This window comes from Knoellia remsis (assembly GCF_003002895.1).
Taxonomy (GTDB): domain Bacteria; phylum Actinomycetota; class Actinomycetes; order Actinomycetales; family Dermatophilaceae; genus Knoellia; species Knoellia remsis.
Map to the genome: position 1 here is coordinate 1 of NZ_PVTI01000017.1, position 18,923 is coordinate 18,923.

Annotated in this window: 12 protein-coding genes; 4 read left to right on the forward strand and 8 right to left on the reverse strand. The window is 69.2% G+C overall.

Translation table 11 applies throughout. The annotated features are described in order from the left end of the window. From BCF74_RS10735 to BCF74_RS10745, 4 genes are all read right to left on the reverse strand, one after another. Positions 1-821 (reverse strand): hypothetical protein (locus BCF74_RS10735; RefSeq protein WP_218279248.1); only part of this gene is annotated, 821 nt, incomplete at its 3' end. 270 nt (positions 822-1,091) lie between these two features. Then, positions 1,092-2,945 carry an RHS repeat-associated core domain-containing protein gene (locus BCF74_RS10740; protein WP_245889302.1) on the reverse strand — a complete coding sequence of 618 codons (1,854 nt, stop codon included), beginning with the start codon at positions 2,943-2,945 and terminating at the stop codon, positions 1,092-1,094. Positions 2,946-3,212: 267 nt separating this feature from the next. Further along, positions 3,213-3,530 (reverse strand): hypothetical protein, encoded by a 318-nt coding sequence (locus BCF74_RS17080; protein WP_170070217.1) that lies wholly within the window; start codon positions 3,528-3,530, stop codon positions 3,213-3,215. Positions 3,531-3,616: 86 nt separating this feature from the next. After that, positions 3,617-10,168 carry an RHS repeat protein gene (locus BCF74_RS10745; protein ID WP_146132933.1) on the reverse strand — a complete coding sequence of 2,184 codons (6,552 nt, stop codon included), beginning with the start codon at positions 10,166-10,168 and terminating at the stop codon, positions 3,617-3,619. Positions 10,169-10,692: 524 nt separating this feature from the next. Here BCF74_RS10745 and BCF74_RS10755 point away from each other — a divergent pair. Then, the gene (locus tag BCF74_RS10755) at positions 10,693-11,748 is read left to right on the forward strand and encodes a zinc-dependent alcohol dehydrogenase family protein (protein ID WP_218279249.1); all 1,056 of its coding nucleotides are present in this window, start codon (positions 10,693-10,695) and stop codon (positions 11,746-11,748) included. A gap of 230 nt (positions 11,749-11,978) precedes the next feature. On the opposite strand, the gene BCF74_RS10760 is transcribed toward BCF74_RS10755, so the two are convergent. Continuing rightward, on the reverse strand, positions 11,979-12,311 hold the full coding sequence (locus tag BCF74_RS10760; RefSeq protein ID WP_245889303.1) for a nucleotidyltransferase family protein: 333 nt from the start codon (positions 12,309-12,311) through the stop codon (positions 11,979-11,981). A gap of 104 nt (positions 12,312-12,415) precedes the next feature. On the opposite strand from BCF74_RS10760, the gene xylB reads away from it, so the two are divergent. Beyond that, a complete protein-coding gene (gene xylB / locus BCF74_RS10765; protein ID WP_106297963.1) occupies positions 12,416-13,840 on the forward strand; it encodes a xylulokinase in 1,425 nt (474 codons plus the stop codon). 16 nt (positions 13,841-13,856) lie between these two features. Here the strand turns inward: xylB and BCF74_RS10770 are convergent, their stop codons facing one another. The 3 genes from BCF74_RS10770 to BCF74_RS10780 form a co-directional block, all read right to left on the reverse strand. Then, a complete protein-coding gene (locus BCF74_RS10770; protein WP_245889304.1) occupies positions 13,857-15,107 on the reverse strand; it encodes a cupin domain-containing protein in 1,251 nt (416 codons plus the stop codon). Continuing rightward, the gene (locus tag BCF74_RS17730) at positions 15,104-15,712 is read right to left on the reverse strand and encodes a hypothetical protein (protein WP_146132934.1); all 609 of its coding nucleotides are present in this window, start codon (positions 15,710-15,712) and stop codon (positions 15,104-15,106) included. The genes BCF74_RS10770 and BCF74_RS17730 overlap by 4 nt, the downstream gene beginning before the upstream one ends. 101 nt (positions 15,713-15,813) lie before the next feature. After that, positions 15,814-17,046 carry a glucose-1-phosphate adenylyltransferase family protein gene (locus BCF74_RS10780; RefSeq protein WP_146132935.1) on the reverse strand — a complete coding sequence of 411 codons (1,233 nt, stop codon included), beginning with the start codon at positions 17,044-17,046 and terminating at the stop codon, positions 15,814-15,816. 66 nt (positions 17,047-17,112) lie between these two features. On the opposite strand from BCF74_RS10780, the gene BCF74_RS10785 reads away from it, so the two are divergent. Both BCF74_RS10785 and BCF74_RS10790 read left to right on the forward strand, forming a co-directional pair. Next, the gene (locus tag BCF74_RS10785) at positions 17,113-18,405 is read left to right on the forward strand and encodes a saccharopine dehydrogenase family protein (protein ID WP_106297965.1); all 1,293 of its coding nucleotides are present in this window, start codon (positions 17,113-17,115) and stop codon (positions 18,403-18,405) included. Next, positions 18,402-18,908 (forward strand): GNAT family N-acetyltransferase, encoded by a 507-nt coding sequence (locus tag BCF74_RS10790; protein WP_342747569.1) that lies wholly within the window; start codon positions 18,402-18,404, stop codon positions 18,906-18,908. The genes BCF74_RS10785 and BCF74_RS10790 overlap by 4 nt, the downstream gene beginning before the upstream one ends. Positions 18,909-18,923: the final 15 nt, after the last annotated feature.

Here is an 18,923-nt window from a genome sequence, read left to right on the forward strand (position 1 = left end):
GCCGGGTTGTTCTGGTTGCCGTACTCGTCGTAGCTGGCCCAGCCGGTGATGCTGGTGGCGGCCGTGTCGGCGGTTTGTGCGGCGGGCACGTCCACGGTGGTGACGATGTCGCCGTGGGGGTTGGCCAGGGAGAGGCTCAGTCCGCCGTCGTCGTTGATGGTGGCGGACAGGTCACCGCCGAGGGACTCGGTGAACCGGGTCGTCGACGTGGACCCGTCCGGGGTGGTGGTCTCAGCCCAGGCCGGGTTGTCGGAGTCGTCGGTGTACCTGCGCGTGGTCCTCGTGGTGCCGGAGGGGTCGGTCGTGGTCTGGGTGGAGCGGCGACCGTTGGCGTCCAATGTGAAGACCGTCGAGGTGTCGCCCTGAGAGACTGAGCGGGGCTGGTCGTCATCGAAGTACCCCAGCATCACATCCCCACGCGACGGGTCGGGGGCGTCCGCGGCCGGCATGGTCGTTTGCCGCCCGAACGTGTCATAGGTGTAAGCGCCGTTGTCGTCCGCGGCGGTGGTGGGCCGGTCCGCGCCGTCCCAGCCACGCGTCGTGACGGTCGCGGTCGTGCCGGCAGCAGCGCAGTCCCCACCCTCATGGGTGGTCGTGGCTTTGGCGGTGCGGCGACCATTGGCGTCGAACGTGTACGCCCGCGTCACACAAGGGGGAATCACCTCGCCAGTATCGGCGTTGGTGACCGACTCCGCAGCCTGGGCCGAGCCAGCGACAGCGAGGGCTTCGGGAACCGAGTTCGCGAGCGGCAGGCTCGCGAACTCGCTCGTCCGCGGCTGCCAGGTCTCACTCCCCAGGAGAGTAACGACGTCGTCGCTCATGCCGATACTGCAGATAGCGTGAAAATAGGGGTACTACCGGCCCCCCATCCCCTCTCCTCACGTAGGCCCCGGTTACGAATACTGAGACCATGCATAGAATGATCAGCCCAGGGATCCAAGGCTCCTCCAGTCTCAACCAAAAGGCAGAGGCGAGCACCGTCAGCGAAACACTCGGCGCAAACTGGGCCCAGCGCGGAACATCCGGATGCTCAACATACCTCAGGGCGAGGGCAAGAATCGCTACTCCAAGCAAAATGCCGCCTTCTAGGGTCACCCCGTCCACCTTCGGTACGGATGAGGAACTCCCAAGGTGTTACTGCCCGTGTAGGAGCGGATTCCATAATATGCATGCGTGGCAATACGACGAACTATGCGCCGCCGATTGGCCCTGTATGCTGCCCGGACGCTCGGATACGAGGAGTAACTTCGACGCGGGAGGAATCTTGAAAGACCTCGAATACTACCTCGGTGACGGCCAATGTACTTACCCCAACCTCTAACTGCACTGAATCGTCCGCCCAGGACATCAATGATCGAGTCACGAGCAAAGGACCCCCACCCATAGCCCCGTTCCGTGCGCTTGCGTCGATAGTTGTTCGCGATACTAAAACCAGCCGCCACTGCACCAGCCAGTGCACAAGCTCCTGCGGAAGCAATTATGCAAACGCCCATCGCCGCAACTCCAGACCACTTGGCCGCCTTTTTCAGCCACCCCCACTTGCGCCCGTCGAGGTCGAACTTGTTGATGGGGTCGTTGGGGTAGGTGTAGGCGCTGTCGTTGCCGCCGGGGACGGGGTCCAGGCTGGTGAAGAGGCCACGCACGGCGTTGTAGTACCGCACCCCCATCAGGGTGAGTCCGGCAGTGGCGGACGTGGTGGAGCGTTGTTTGGCTCCAAGCCAGCCGTACCCCAGCGGTCCGTCGACGGCGTCGGTGGCTGTCTGGTTGTTCTGGTTGCCGTACTCGTCGTAGCTGGCCCAGCCGGTGATGCTCGTCGCGGCCGCGTCCGCGGCTTGTGCGGCGGGGACCTCCACGGTAGTGACGATGTCGCCGTGGGGGTTGGCCAGGGACAGGCTCAGGCCGCCGTCGTCGTTGATGGTGGCGGACAGGTCTCCGCCGAGGGACTCGGTGAACCGGGTCGTCGACATCTGCCCGTCCGAGCTCGTGGTGTCGGCCCAGGCTGGGTTGTCGGAGTCGTCGGTGTACTTCCGCGTGGTCCTCGTGGTGCCGGAGGCGTCCGTGGTGGTCTGGGTCGAGCGGCGCCCATTGGCGTCCAACGTGAAGACCGTCGAGGTGTCGCCCTGAGAGACTGAGCGGGGCTGGTCGTCATCGAAGTACCCCAGCGTCACATTTCCACGCGACGGGTCGGGGGCGTCAGCGGCCGGCATGGTCGTTTGCCGCCCGAACGTGTCGTAGGTGTAGGTGCCGTTGTCGTTGCTGCCGGTGGTGGGCCGGTCCGCGCCGTCCCAGCCGCGCGTCGTGACCGTCGCGGTGGTGCCAGCCGCCGCGCAGTCCCCACCCTCATGGGTGGTGGTGGCTTTGGCGGTGCGGCGCCCGCTGGCGTCGAACGTGTATGCCCGCGTCACACAGGTCGCGCTCACATCACCAGTATCACTGTCGGTGACGGACTCGGCAGCCTGGGCCGAGCTCAACCGTCCGGCGAAGTCGTAGGTGTACTCGCGCCCGTACCCGGTACCTGCTCCTGCGGCCTGCGCGGTCCACGGCTGCACGTCGCCGATCTCGGTGACCCCGTCGCCATCGCTGTCGAACCCAGCCCCATCACCAGTGTTCTCGAAGCGGGTACGGCCGGCGCCGTCGGAGATGCTGGTCCAGGTCAGCCACGGCTGGTCCTGCTGAGGTGTCCCCGGCGTCCAGGTCGTCTCACCGGTGTCGGGGTCCGTGGAGGCAGTGACAGGGGTGACCTGTCCGAGGTAGGACAGCCCGGTCTGCTCCCCAGCCTCGTCATACGTCGTGACCTGCGTCAACCGCCCAGGCAGGGACTGGCGGGTCATGTTCCCATCCAAGTCATAGGCCGCGCCATAGGTCAGCGCCCCCGCAGACCCGCCACGGGTCACCGTCAGTGACGTGGCCAGGCCGCGGCGTTCACCCTCGCCGTCGTAGCCCATCGTCGTGGTGCCCTTGGCATCCGTGACGGACTTGACGCGCCCGGCAGCGTCATAGCTCGTGGTGACGGTCCCGGCATCCCCCACCTGGGAGGTGACCCGGCCCCACCGGTCATACGTGGACGTGGTCCGCCCCGCGGTGTCGGCGTCGCTGCCGGCGGCGTAGACGCTGTGTACAACACTATGACCCCCATGATCCGGTTGACGTGGCGGTGTGGCTGAGACTCACCATCTAGGGCAAGCTGCACGATGTCGGCCATCGCACGCATGCTAGCCACGCTTCGACAAGATGAATTTCTTGGAATGCACATTGATAGCCATGAATGACCGTCTTCGTCCGAAGAGCCCTTTCTTGAATTCTATTCGAAAGCTGCCCTCCACATACTGCCTGGAAATGTCAACGATCTCAGCGAGCAGTTCCTTTTGTTCCTCCGCCGACCATTCGCTGACAGAATATCCGTAACCGAGATCGACTCGCACGATGAAAACTTCATCGCCCAAGTCAACATCCACCCAACGATCAGAGCGCGTCGCAGAAATGCGCACGGCTGGATAAAGAGTCGAACTGCGAGATGGCTTGAGGGTCATGTCGAGACTGAGCTTGGAGCAAGCTGCAGCCAAGAAGTGCACCATCGCTTCAGGCTCTAATGGGCCGGGCGACTGTCTCCCGTTCGCTAGTTCCAACGTCTCCACCTCTCGCCCTTGTATCGGGAGTATGTGTAGCGCTTCGTATGGAAGTCTACGCCCCAAGTCCGGCCTGACACGTGCCCATGGAATCGAGTGAACTTACGTTCTCCCCCGGAGGACTTTAGCCACTTTCGCCTCGTGTTTCCCCATGAAACGCGGAACTCGCCCTTACCCTGTGAGCGCCCGATTCGAAGGTATGGGTTTCCATCGCGGACAAAACTTCTGACGCGATCAACCCGAGAGGCAACACGGTACGCAGACCGTCCTGCTCTGTACGCTTTGTAACCGCGATAAGCCATAAGCCCACCACGGACAGCAAGGCCGGCCGCGCCCAGCCCAGGGACGAACATTGATCCCCAGAGTGCCGCCTTGCCAGCTTTCCGCCAGAATGACTTGCGCTTCCACCACGGCTTTTGGCCGTCGAGGTCGGTCTGGTTGATGGGGTCGGCGTTGGAGTAGTCGTAGGCGAATGCGCTACCGCCGGGGACGGGGTCGAGGCTGGTGAACAGGCCCCTCACTGCGTTGTAGAACCTGACTCCCATCAGCGTGAGTCCGGCGGTGGCTGACGTGGTGGAGCGTTGTTTGGCTCCGAGCCATCCGTAGCCGAGGGGTCCGTCGACGGCGTCGGCGGCTGCCGGGTTGTTCTGGTTGCCGTACTCGTCGTAGCTGGCCCAGCCGGTGATGCTCGTGGTGGCCGCGTCACTGGTTTGGGCGGCGGGGATGTCCACGGTGGTGACGATGTCGCCGTGGGGGTTGGCCAGGGAGAGGCTGAGTCCGCCGTCGTCGTTGATGGTGGCGGACAGGTCTCCGCCGAGGGACTCGGTGAACCGGGTCGTCGACGTCTGCCCGTCCGGGCTCGTGGTCTCGGCCCAGGCCGGGTTGTCGGAGTCGTCGGTGTACTTCCGCGTGGTCTTCGTGGTGCCGGAGGCGTCCGTGGTGGTCTGGGTCGAGCGGCGCCCTGCGGCGTCCAACGTGAAGACCGTCGAGGTGTCGCCCTGAGAGACTGAGCGGGGCTGGTCGTCGTCGAAGTACCCCAACGTCACATTCCCACGCGACGGGTCGGGGGCGTCAGCGGCGGGCATGGTGGTTTGCCGCCCGAACGTGTCGTAGGTGTAGGTGCCGTTGTCGTTGCTGCCGGTGGTGGGCCGGTCCGCGCTGTCCCAGCCACGCGTCGTGACCGTCGCGGTCGTGCCGGCCGCCGTGCAGTCCCCGCCTTCGTGGGTGGTGGTGGCTTTGGCGGTGCGGCGCCCGTTGGCGTCGAACGTGTACGCCCGCGTGGCACAGGAGGCTGTCACCTCACCAGTATTACTGTCGGTGACCGACTCGGACGCTTGGGCCGAGCTCAACCGTCCCGCGAAGTCGTAGGTGTACTCGCGCCCGTACCCGGTGCCGGATCCTGCGGCCTGCGCGGTCCATGGCTGCACGTCGCCGATCTCGGTGACCCCGTCACCGTCGCTGTCGAACCCGGCACCATCGCCGGTGTTCTCGACGCGGGTACGGCCGGCGCCGTCGGAGATGCTGGTCCAGGTCAGCCACGGCTGGTCCTGCACCGGCGTGCCCGGCGTCCAGATCGTGTCGCCGGTGTCGGGGTCCGTGGAGGCGGTGACAGGGGTGACCTGTCCCAGGTAGGACAGCCCGGTCTGCTCCCCGGCCTCGTCATACGTCGTGACCTGCGTCAACCGCCCGGGCAAGACCTGGCGGGTCATGTTCCCGTCCGCGTCATACGTCGCGCCATAGGTGAGGGTCCCCGCGGACCCGCCACGGGTCACCGTCAGTGACGTGACCAGGCCGCGGCGTTCACCCTCCCCGTCATACCCCATCGTCGTGGTGCCCTTGGCGTCCGTGACGGACTTGACGCGCCCGGCAGCGTCATAGCTCGTGGTGACCGTGCCGGCATCCCCCACCTGCTGGGTCACTCGGCCCCACCGGTCGTACGTGGACGTGGTCCGCCCCGTCGTGTCGGCGTCGCTGCCGGCGGCGTTGAGGTTGCCGGTGTACGCGACCAGCCCGGTGGCCGGGTCGTACCTCGTAAACGTGCCCGGCCGGGCCGACGCCGCGGACTGTCCGGCCATCCCGGTCGCGACCGTCTTCGACGCCACGGGGCGTTCGGCGGCGTCGAACGTCGTCGTCGTGGTCCGCACGCTACTGCCGGAGGTTTCCTTCTCCTCCGCGGCGGTGAGCCACATCGAGTACTTCGTCACCGTCGTGTCGGGGATCGTGACCCCGGCCGGTTGCGCGGCGGGGTAGGTGCGGCACACCGACCCGGCCCACTCCGGCCTGCCGCCGCAGGCGGCGTTCGGTGCGGCCTGCGCGGCGGTCGTGTAGTAGGCGGTCTTCGTCGTGCCCGCATCGGCACCGTTCGAGAGGGGCTGTCGGGTGTCGGTGACCCGGCCCATGGTGTCGTAGCGGGTGACCTTGACGATGTTCTGAGCCGTGTCGCCCGGGTTGACGGTGGTGACCCGGGACGCGGTCCCCAGGGTCCAGCCGTCACCTTCACTGGTGTCGGCGGGGTTGAGCTTGCCGTACTCGGTCTTCGTCGTCGACAACACCTCAATGTCGGCAGCCCCGGCGACGGCGGCACCGCCGGCGACGCCGGTGGTCTCGGTCGTGGGCAGCGAGTACCGCTGCCCCGTGGCGGGGTTGATGCCGCCGTTCGGGGCGCCCTCGTCATAGACGGTCTTGGTGTGGGGGCGGGCCCGCACCGTGCTCCCGTCAGCCAGCGCCACCACGCGGGCGGGGGCGAAGGTGTCCGTGACGCGTGACCCGGCCGGCAGGATCACCTTGTCCCCGTCTTTTTCCTCGGTGTTGTACAGGGTCTGTGTGGAGAGGGCGTCAACCTGCTCGTCGGACCAGCCCGGGTTCGCCCGGGCGGTCGCCGCCGCGGACGCGTCCAGGGTGCGGATGACGTTGTCGTTGGCGTCGTAGTCGCTCGACGTGACCAGCCACTGGCCCGCGCCATAGCTCGCGGTGTTGACGGTGTACCCGAGCGCGTCCACATAGGACAGGTCCGCATAAGACCAGTCCACGGACGTCCCGGTGACCGGGCCGGTGTAGTCCTGCCCGAACACCGCGAACCCGGTCACCGGGTTCTTCGCCTGCCGGTAGTCCCCGACCGCGTCCGAGACATCCGGCAGTCCGGTGCCGGAGACCGGGACGCCGTACACGAACCGGCTCGTGACCACGTCCGCGCCACCAGAGGTGGGTGCCTCGCGGGAGACCTGCGTCAGCTTCCCCTCACCGTCGTAGGCGAGCTTCGTGCCCGCCAGGGCCGCGCTAGTGACGGACGCGATCCTGGTGCTGGTGCCAGCCCACGTGTACGCGGTCCCGAGGCCGGAGCGGGGGTCGGTGACCTTCACCAGACGCCCCAACGCGTCGTAGGAGTACACCGCGACCACGACCGGTTTCATCGCTCCCGTGGCCGGATCCCACAGCTGAGCAGTCACCTGCTTCACCCGACCCGCGAAGTCACCCGCCGCTGTCGCGGTCGCGGTCGTCGAGGCCGCGTAGGTGATGTCCAGGGCGCGGCACCCCTTCACCAAGGCGCCGGTGGTGGGGCAGGAGGTGCCGGCCATCCCGTCCGGGACCGGGGCCACGATCCGCGTCACCCGCCCCGTGCCCGGGTCGGACCCGAACGTCGTGCGCCCGGACTGGCCCGGCTCACCGATCGCGTCCGGACGCCACACCGTCACCGACGTGGTCGACGGCGCCGTGGTGGGTTTGAACGTCGTGTACGTGCCGTCCTCCTCGGTCAACGTCAGCACCGTGGACGTGCCGGTCCCGGTCAGCTTCAGCACCGTGCCGGAGGTGTCGGTCTCGTCCGTGCCCGCAAGGTAGGTCGTGCCCGACGGCGCGTACGTGCGGGTCCCGGCCGGGTTCACATAGACCAGCGGGTCACCGCCCTCGCCGTCGATGAACACGATCGACCCATCGACGCGGGTGTTGTCGACCACCGCCATGCCGGCCAGGCCCGCGTCGGAGCCTTCGAGGTTCGCGGTGAACCCCGGCCCGAACACCCCGGTCACCGGGTCGCTCGGCCAGTTGCTGGTGGTGCCGTCACCATTGAAGCTTGCGTGCGAGCGAGAGATCGAGATGTCCCCGGTGTACCCCGGCACACTGACGTCGGTGCCGGACATGGCGACCTCACCGGTGTACAGGGCGACCTGTCCCGGGCCGGCCTCCGCGACGGGGTAGCCGGCACCGAACGCGTGCGGCAACCGCGTCACCGTCATCGGTGACTGCGACCAGGTGCACTGCGTCCCGTTCGCGCCGCCGGTGTAGGTGAAGCAGACCTGCACATCCAGCCGCACCGGCGTGCGTGAGGGCACATCCTCACTCTTACCGGCCTCGCGCACCGCGCTGGTCAGGTCGAAGTTCACCGCGTACGCCGCCGGCGCACTGCTCGAGCCCGGAGTGACCGGCTTCGACGCGGCCTCACCCGTGGCGTCGGTCCAGCCGTCGGCCTCGTTGCCGGAGCCCGCGACCCGCCACTGCACCTTCGCCGACACACTGCTCGCGCCACCCCTGGGCGGTCCGCCCGCAGCGACACGGATCTTGCCCGACGAGGACGTGCCCGCCGTCGGCAGCGACAACGACGCACTGCCCCACCCGAACCCATACGACGTCACCGGCCCCGGCACCAGCGACCGGCCGACCGGGGTCACCTTGACCTCGTGGTAGCCGCGGCTCGACGCCGGGAACGTGTACGTCGCCTGCACCACCGAGGCGTCGTTCGTCGCAGTAATCGTCTTCCTGGGCTGCGCGAGGCCGTCGAGCGTGACATCGAGGTACCCCGGCGCGCGGTACCCACCGGCGACACCCGCAGCGGTGACCTTGCACGTCACCGTCCCCGCCGGGTCCTCATCGGTCCACGTGCCATTGGCGTACCCGCGGTCACACGACACCCCCGCCGCCGGTGGCGCCGTGGTCTGCACATAGAACGTCCGCCACGGCGACCACGTCCCATTCCACAAACCCCGGTCATCACGCACCGCAGCCCGCACGTAGTACGCCGGCTGCGACGACGTGTTCTCCGCCAACGCCGTCGGCACCTCACACGACGCCGACGCCCCCGACGCCACCAACCCCGACTCACACGACGTCACCCGCGTGTTGCCCGACGTGTCCTTGTGCACCTCGAACGTCACCCGCACCTGCGAACCATCCGGATCCGTCGCCGACGACGTGAACGACGGCTTGGTGTCCCTCGTGAACACATAACCCGCACTCGCCCCCGGGGGCACGTACGTGTTCGCCGGAGCCGCGACCGTCGGCGTCGCCGCCGCGTTCGGCTTCCGGTTGTACGTGTACGTGATGTACGGGTCCTGACTCGACTCAGACGAGTAGAACTTCTTCCACCCATACGAGTCCGTCTCCGACGCCGACAGCTTCAGCGACCCGTTCTGCCACCCCGTCGTCGACCACGACCGCGCCACCGGCGTGATCGGCACCGACACCCGCCCCGCCGCACACGAAGAGCTGAACCCCTTCGCCACATTCACCGACCCCGCCAGCTCATACTGCGCCGGCTGGTTCCCCCACGTCGTCCCCGTCCCCGCAGCCCCCGACTTGTACGCCGAGAACGTACGCGCACTACACGAATACGAATGAAACTCATACAACGACAACGACGCCGCCGTGATGTCCTTACCCTGCAACCCCGAAATCGGGAAGTTCAGATACGACCGCGCCACATCACCGCCACCGTTATACGTCCCCACCCGCAGCTCCGTCATCGTCTGCGGCGTCTTCGACTCCGCATACGACTTCGACACAAACGTGTCAAAACTCGTCACCGTGTTCCCACCCGAGGCATACGTCGGATCCACCGTGATCGGGAACACCCGATCCTTCGCAGCGAACCACTCCCGAGCCACCGACAACGTCAACATCGCCCGACCCTTGCCCTGCTGCGCCACCGACATCGCCACCGGTGTCTGGTTCACCCGGTTGCCGGACTTCTCATCCACGGCACCATCCCACGCCCACGGCGCCGCGAACGAGGACACCACCTTCCCCTTGGCGTCCACGAAGGACACACTGCCGTCCTTCTCGCCGCGCGCCGTCAAACCCTTCGTCTTCACCGGGAACGAGAACGCCACATCCGCACCCGCCGCCGACTTCGCCAGCAACGCATCCCGCGCCGCCGCGGTCTTGACCACGACATCGGACTCGAACCCCGACCGGCGCGAGGACACCACGAAATCCACACCTGGCGTCACGTCCGGGTAAGTCGCCACCTCACCCTTGAGCACCGGCGCCGGCAACACCCCCGGCCACCCCAACGCGACACTGCGACCAGAGCGCTCGTCGACCGCGGCGGCGTCCGTGCCCGACCCGCCCCTGGCACCCCACCCCAAGCCCTTACCGGCGCCAGCGGTCTTGCCCGCGACCGACAGCCCGCCCGGGTGACCCGTCGCCCCCGCCGTGCCATCGGACTTGGGCTCCATCGACAAATCCACGTTCACCCACGCGGCCTTCTTCGCATCCTTCGCCTTCGGGTCCTTGAACCGCACCGGTCCCAGATGCTGCTCCGTGGTCAACGTCCCATCCGGATTCACAAACGTCGACGACACCTCATCCCGCAACCCCTCCACCTCAACCCGCGACCCCTGCGCCCGCGCCGACACCCGCGCACTAACCACATCCGGGCGCGAGCTCACCTTCACCGCCGGCGCCTTCGCCACCACGGCCGCCCGCCCGGGAACAGCAGCCGCCGACGGGGACGCATCCGCGACCGGCGCAATCGTCACCACCAACGCTGCCGACGCCGCATACCCCACACCCCGCAACCACGGCCGCAGCAACCCACCCCGATACAACGACTCAAAGAAGCGCGAACGAGCCTCCATTGGCCCAACCCATCTCGTCATGCAGCCCCCCATCAGGGCCAACCCGGAAGAACCATGCAACACCCCCCACGCCCCCGCCACCCGGGGCAGCAGCCGTGACCAAAACGTGACCAAACACACCGACCATCCACCCGACACGCCGTGCTAGCACACAGGAAAACCACAGCGACTGCATGGGGCCCATGCTTCGCGTGACCATGCGCGACGATGGGCACATGACCCTCCCCGTGCAGATGGGCGGCGTGCGCCTGCCCGGCGACAGCACCGTCGAGCACGTCACCGTCGACGTCCCCGCCCCCGGACACGGTCAGGTCCTGCTGCGCATGCGGGCCTCCTCGATCTGCGGCAGCGACATCCGCGCGATCTACCGCGAGCACCTCGGGCACGGCGCCGAGGCGTACCAGGGCGTCATCGCCGGCCACGAGCCCGCTGGAGAGGTCGTCGAGCTCGGCCCCGGCGTGACGACTCTCGAGGTGGGCGACCGGGTCGCGGTCTACCACATCACCGGGTGCGGGTCCTGCGACGAGTGCCGCATCGGCTACCCCATCGGATGCACGTCACCGAGCCGCGCCGCCCACGGATGGCAACGCGACGGCGGCCACGCCGACTACATGCTCGCCGAGGCCATCTCGTGCCTGCGCCTGCCCGACAGCCTCTCCTACGTCGACGGTGCGCTGGTCTCGTGCGGCTTCGGGACGGCATACGAAGGACTGCTGCGCGGGAAGGTGAGCGGACGCGACCGGCTACTCGTCAAAGGACTCGGCCCGGTCGGTCTCGCCGCCGCCATGTTGGGGCGGCACTTGGGTGCCTCGACGATCATCGGCCTCGAACCCAACGCCGAACGCGCTTCTCTCGCAACGCAGCTCGACCTCGTCGACGTCGTCGTCACCAATCCGGACGACCTCGCCGCTGCCGTCGGCGATGCCACCGAAGGGCGGGGCTGTGAGGTGACCATGGACTGCAGCGGCCACCCGGCTGCGCGGCACGCCGCGCTCGAGCACACCGCCACACGAGGTCGCTGCGTCATGGTCGGCGAGGGCGGCCGCATCGACTTCGCGGTCTCGGACCTGCTCATCCACAAGCAGGCGAGCCTGCTCGGCTCGTGGGTCAGCTCGCTCGGTCACATGGCCGAGTTGCTCGACCTCCTCGACCGGTGGGGCGAGCGTCCCGAACGCGTGGTCACCCATCGCTTCTCCCTCGCCGATGCCGGCGAGGCGTATGCCGTGGCCGCCGAGGGCGCCTCGGGCAAGGTCGTCATCGAGTGGGACTGACCAGTTCCGGCCCCTTCGACGGGAAGGACAGGACCGCGACGGCTGCTCACCGACAACGCTGGTCTTGTCCTGAAGGTTCAGGCGTCGGGGAGGGTCGAAAGAATCTTGCGGACAGCGGCAACGTCAGACGGCAACCGCTCCGCGAGCGCATTCCACAAGATGGCGTAGTCCACTGCGTGGTAGCGGTGGGCGGTTCGCTCCGCACGATCCGTCACCGGAGTCCCCTGTGCTCAGAGCGGTCGCGCGTCGAGGAGGACGGACTCGTGGGCGGCGTTGAGGCCGCCGTCACTGATCACATCGACGTGAACGCCAAGAAGATCCTGAAGATCCTCGATGAGCTCAGCTTGATCGAAGACCGACGCATCATGGGCAAACGACACGAGCAGGTCGACATCGCTTCCTGCGGCATCTTGACGACGGGCGATGGACCCGACGACGCGAACATTCCCGGCGCGGTGGCGACGCGCAAGCCGCAGCACGGCATGGCGGTGACTGGCCAGCACCGTCGAAGGACGCAGCTGACTCGAGTCAGCTGCCCGTCCTGTCGTCATGTTGAGTGCCACGCCCCCCCCATGATAGTGGCGAGCGCGCCCGCCACAGGCGGATCCTCCGCCGGTAGCGGGTCTGCAGACCCGTCACTGTCCACCCGCACACCATGGAGAGACGCATGACATCTACGCGCAGTGCGCGCAGGCTCGTCGCCGGTGTCGACACGTCCACGCAGTCGTGCAAGGTGCTCGTCTGCGACGCCGAGACCGGCGAGGTCGTCCGGCAGGGGCGGGCGAGCCACCCCGATGGCACCGAGGTACACCCGGATGCGTGGTGGGCGGCCTACGAGGAGGCCACCCAGGACGGCCTGCTCGACGGCGTGAGCGCGATCGCCGTCGGAGGTCAGCAGCACGGCATGGTGACGCTCGACGAGACCGACGAGGTCGTTCGCCCGGCCCTGCTGTGGAACGACACCCGTTCGGCCGCCGAGGCGACCGCACTCGTCGACGAGTTCGGGGGCGCCCAGCGGTGGGCCGATGAGGTCGGCGTCGTCCCGGTCGCGAGCTTCACCATCACCAAGCTGCGCTGGCTGCGCGACCACGAGCCCGGCAACCTCGCCCGCACCCGCAGCTGCGTCCTGCCGCACGACTGGCTGACCGGGCGGATCCTCAAGCAGGGCAACGGCTTCCGCGAGTGGGTCACCGACCGTGGGGATGCGTCGGGCACCGGCTACTGGTCGGCCACAACTGGCGCCTACCTACCCGAGCTCGTCGACCTCGCCATCGGCCGCGAGCTCGGGCTGCCGAGAGTCCTCGGCCCCACGGAGCGTGCCGGTGAGACCGCTGACGGCCTCGTGGTCGGCCCCGGCACCGGCGACAACGCCGGTGCCGCGCTCGGGCTCGAGCTCGCGCCCGGCGACGCCGTCATCAGCCTGGGCACGAGCGGCACCGCGTTCGCCCGCCACGACGCGCCCGTCGCCGACCCCAGTGGCTCGGTGGCCTCGTTCGCCGACGCGACCGGGCAGTTCCTGCCGCTGCTCGCGACCCTCAATGCGGCCCGCGTCATGACAGCCGGGGCCTCGATGCTCGGAGTCGACCTCCCCGAGCTGGACCGGCTGGCCCGCGCCGCCGAGCCCGGTGCCGGCGGCTTGACCCTGCTGCCCTACCTCGACGGTGAGCGCACCCCCAATCTGCCCGACGCTGCCGGCACGCTCGCCGGGCTGACTCGCACGAACGCGACCCCGGAGAACCTCGCCCGAGCCGTCGTCGAGGGCATGCTGCTCAACCTCGCCGAGGCCCTCGACCACCTCCGCGGCCAGGGCGTGGACGTCCAGCGGGTCCTGCTCATCGGCGGCGCAGCCGCCTCAACAGCGGTGCGGGACAACGCCGCCGGGCTCTTCGGCGTGCCGGTCCACGTCCCCGTCGGTGGCGAGTACGTCGCCCTCGGCGCCGCCAGACAGGCGGCTGCCGCCCTCACCGGTGACGGCTTCCCGACGTGGGAGGTCCGCACCGACGCGGTCCTCGAGCCGGACGCGACACAGGCCGAGCGGATCGCCGAGATCCGGGGTCGCTACGCCGACCTGCGCGGCCGCCTCCACGGCTGACCGGCGGCCCGGCCCCTCAACCCGGGACGATGAAGCCGGCGAGTGCGAGACGTCGCCGCAGTGCGTGGTCGAGCTCGCGTGGATCGCGTATGCCGTCCAGCACCTCCGCGACCGCGTCCCGGTCACCGGCCGGCACCGCGAACCGGCCGATCCGGCTGACGAAGGTGCACTCGTCGCCGTCGCAGACCCAGTGACCGGAGAGCGAGCCGCGGGCCCGCCACGTCACGGCCGGGTCGTCGATCCGGTCGGCCGCGTCGACCTGGGCGAGCACGCCGAAGGCCTCGGCACGCTGGGCGCCACGCACCTGCCCACGCAAGAGCTCGACGAGCTCGTCGTCAGCCACTTCGGTGAGCGCTTTGGCCACGAGGTCGCGCACGACCGCGGCGTCGGCCTCGACTTCGAGGGACGAGGAGCCGGCCCGACCCGCTGTGATCGGCAGCGAGCGCCGGGCTTCGACGTCCTCCGCGAGCCGCGCGCCGACCCGCGCGAGCAGGGCGTCGACGAGGTGGCGCCGGGTCCACACGTGCACGCCGACAGTGAGGTGGATGCTCGTGCCGCCGAGTGCGGTCGCGGAATGCAACCAGCCGCGAGGAAGGTAGAGCGCGTCACCGGGCCGCAGCGTCTCCTCGAGGAACGGCTCGCGCCGCGCTGCCTCGGCCACGGCGCCCCGACGCTGGTCCCACGGCTGGTCGCGCAGCGGGGCCTCGAGGACGGGCGGGCGGATGCGCCACCGCTTCTCGCCGGCGATCTGGAGGACGAAGACGTCGTGGACGTCGTAGTGGTCGGCAAACCCCTGGTTCTGCTTCGGGGTGACGTAGGCGTTGACCTGCACCGGGTGCCCGAGGTCGTCGGCGAGCGCGGCCGAGAAGTCACGCACCGGCGCCCACGACCGGTGCAGCGCCTGCAGCACGAGCGTTGCGCCAGAGGCGAACTCGCGCAGGATGCGGTCCTCGCTCAGCTGGTCGCCGATGCCGGCGCCAACCCCTCCGCCGAGAGTGAAGGCTGCGTCGCCCAGGGTCGTCCCGTCCTTGGCCATGCGGGCAAAGGGGGTGCGCAGCGCCCGGTCCGCGACGAGCTCGTCCACCGCGGCCGCGCTGAAGAGGTCCCCGAAGTCCCGTGGCAGGTCCTCCCCGCGCGTGAGCAGAGGCTCGCGGGACCAGATGCGGGACGCGAAGTCCGCGGACGGCATACCGACGATGCGCGCCAGCGCACGAGAACCCGCGCCCGACACCGGAGGTGAGGGGCGCGGGTCCTCGTGGTCACTCACTGGGACTGGTCGGCTCCCGCGCCGGTGCCGGTGCCGCCCTGGGCGCCGCCGTCGGCACCGCCGTCGTGCTCACCGGGGACACCGGACTCGCCGGCGCCGCTGTCGGCGGGACCCTCGGCGTCGTCGGACGAACCGGGGACGCCGGAGCCGGACTGGCCGCCCTGGTCGGACTGGCCGCCCTGACCGGAACCGTCGGCGCCGCCGTCCGCGCCACCATCGTGCTGACCGGGCAGCGACTGGTCGCCCGCCCCGCTGTCCGCCGGGCCCTCGACACCGGACGCTCCCGCGCCGGCACCGCTCTCGTCACTCGAGCTGCCGAAGTCGGACGAGCCGGAGGTGTCGGACGAGCCGGAGGAGTCACCGGAGCCACCGAAGTCGGCGGAACCGGCCGAGCCACCCGAGCCCTGGGAGCCGAGGTTGCCGCCCTCGTCGGCGGGCTCGGAGCCGAAGCCGCTCGGGTCGCCGGAGGCGCCGGCCTCACCGGAGGCCACGCGCTCGGAGTCGAACTGCCCGGAGTCCATGCTCGAGCCGAGCTCCTCGGAGCCGGTCTCGGCACCGCTCTCGTCGGGCTGGGCGCCGGAGTTGATGTCAGGGTTCTGCGTCATTGCGTACCTCCATGTCGGCGGTCGACACCTCGTGGTGTCCGTGACTCCTGTCTACCGCCGTGGCTGCGAGACCGCCACCGGTCGGACGGGAAACTCGCTGGTCAGGCCGTCGTGCCCGGCTCAAGGCGCGTGCCGGGCTCGATGACGACGTCGCGTCCGATCCGGCTGTCCTTGCCGACGAGGACGAGCCGGTCGTCGCCGATGCGGTTGCCCGGCGGGGTCGCCCCGATGCGGGCGCCGCGGCCGATCGTCGACCCCGAGTCGACGACCGCGGCACGCACCTGTGCCCCCGCCTCGATGTCCACCTGCGCGAAGATCACCGAGTCCTCGACGACCGCGCCCTTGGCGATGCGGACCCCGGGCCCGATGACGCTGCGGACGACGGTGCCGGAGATGTCGGCACCGGCCGTGACGACGGAGTTGTCGACCGTGGCGTCCTTGCGAACCATGGCGCACGGCAGCTCGGGCCAGCGCGTGAGGATCGGCCACTCGGGGTCGTCGAAGACGTCGACCCGACCGGCGAGCAGGTCGCGGTGGGCGGCAACGTACTCACTCGGGGTCCCGAGGTCGCGCCAGTAGCCGGGGAGGGCGAAGGCGTGGACCTTGCCCTTGTCGACGAGCCGGGGCACGAGGTGCTCGCCGAAGTCGCCCACGCCGGAGTCCTCCTCGTCGGCCTCGTTGACCCGCTCCTGGCGGATGTCCTCGAGGGTCTTCGCGAGGACCTTGGGGTCGTAGGCGAAGATCTCCGACGCGATCGTCGTCGTCTTCGGCTTGTCCGGCTTGTACTCGAAGCCGGTGACGCGACCGTCGCGTGCGACCTCCACGACGCCCTTGGCCGACGCCTGCTGCTTGGTCACCTCGGTCGTGACGATGGTGCAGGACGAGCCGCGCTCGAGGTGCTGCTCGACGACGTCACGCAGATCGACGGTGCACACCGAGTCGGCGCTGAGGACGAGCAGCACGTCGGGGTCGAACGCCATGATGTCGTCGAGGCTGCGGTAGAGGTCGTCACCGTTGCCGGCGCTGAACCCGGACTGCGACGCGGCACCCGCACCCTCCTGCGGCGGCAACCACTCGAGGCCGCCGCGAGTGCGGTCGAGGTCCCACGGGCGGCCGCTCGCGACGTGCTTGTGCAGGCTCGTCGCCTGGTACTGCACCGACAGCCACACATCCTTGACGCCACTGTTCGCGAGCGACGACAGGGCGAAGTCCACGAGCTGGTACTGACCGGCATACGGCAAGGCGGGCTTGGCCCGCTCACGGGTGAGCACGTCCATGCGGGATCCCTGTCCCCCGGCCTGGACGATGGCAAGAACCTTGGGTCGTCGAGACATGTCCACGACTGTGCCGTATGCCGCACGCGTGCGCGAGTGCCTGAACGGGTCACCTAGGTTGGGACCATGACTGACTCTCGCGAGTTCGACCTTGTCCTCGTCGGCGCGACCGGGTTCGTCGGCCGCCTCACGGCCCAGCACCTCGCGGAGCACGCGCCGTCGTCGGTGCGCATTGCCCTCGCCGGGCGTTCCGAGGCGCGGTTGGCCGCGGTGCGGGACTCGTTGCCGGGTGCGGCTCGCGACTGGCCACTCGTCGTCGTGGACACGACAGACCCTGCTGCGGTGGCGTCGCTCGCCGAGCGGACTCGCGTGGTCGTCACCACCGTGGGTCCGTATGCACGGCTCGGTATGCCGCTCGCATCCGCGTGCGCGGCCGCGGGCACGCACTATGCGGACCTCACCGGCGAGGTGCTGTTCGTGAGGGACAGCATCGACACCAACGACACCGTGGCGCAGGAGTCGGGGGCGAAGATCGTGCACGCGTGCGGGTTCGACTCGATCCCGTCTGACCTCGGTGTGTGGCTGACGGCGCAACAGGCGGCCGCGGACGGGGAGGGCACGCTCGGGGAGACGCTGCTGCACGTGCGCACGCTGCGGGGCGGGGTCAGCGGCGGGACGATCGACTCGATGCGGGTGCAGGCGATCGAGACGGCCGGGTCGCGCGAGCGTCGTCGGGCGGTGCTCGACCCGCATGGTCTGTCGCCGGATCGCGCGGCGGAACCGCCGTCGCGCAACCGGGCGGTGCGTGCCGCGTCGTCAGGTGGCGGCGTGGCGGGTTCGGTCGCGGGGGTGCTCGACAAGGCGAAGGCGATCTCCGGGGTGCGCTTCGACGAGGTGACGAAGCGGTGGGTGGCGCCGTTCTTCATGGCGTCGTTCAACACGCGGATCGTCCGTCGCAGCAACGCGTTGACGGGGTGGTCCTATGGCCGCGAGTTCCGCTATGACGAGGTCATGGACACCGGCCGCGGACCGCTCGGCGCGGTCAAGGCGGGCGCGACGGCGGGGGTGCTCGGCGGGCTCTTCGCTGGCATGTCGACGGGGCCGGGGCGTGCGGTGCTCGACCGGGTGCTGCCCAAGCCCGGCGAGGGTCCCTCGGAGAAGACGATGGACTCGGGGAAGTTCGTCATGCAGGTCGAGACGACCACGACGACGGGCGCGCGCTACCGCACGACGGTCGGGGCGCCATACGACCCCGGCTACACCGGCACGGCCATCATGCTCGGACAGGCCGGGCTCGCCCTCGCGCAGGACGACCTCGGGCCGCGCGGTGGAGTGCTCACGCCGGCCGTCGCGCTCGACGGAGCGCTCGTGGAGCGGCTGCGCGGGTTCGACTTCGAGTTCGAGGTGGAGCGCCGGTGAGCGATGGCGGCTTCGTCATCCGCGAGATGACCGAGGAGGACTGGGTGCTGTTCCACCCGACGTTCGAGGAGGTCGTCGCCGAGGGTGAGACGTATGCCTATCCCGAGGACCTGCCGCGCGACGCCGCCCGTGAGCTGTGGGTCGAGTCGCCGCCCGGGGTGACGGTCGCGGCCGTCGACGAGGGGACTGGTGAGGTTCTCGGGTCGGCCAAGACCGGGCCGAACCGTCCTGGTCGGGGCTCGCACGTCGCGACGGCGTCGTTCATGGTGTCGCCGGCGGCGCGCGGCCGTGGGGTCGGGCGCGCGCTCGGCGAGTGGGTCGTGGCGTGGGCTGCTGAGCAGGGGTATGCCGCGATGCAGTTCAACGCGGTCGTCGAGACGAACGAGCCGGCAGTGTCGTTGTGGCGCTCGCTCGGGTTCGAGGTCATCGGGACGGTGCCGGAGGCGTTCGACAGCCGCAGCCACGGCCGCGTCGGCCTCCACGTCATGCACCGCTCCCTCTGACCCGTCCCCCCGACT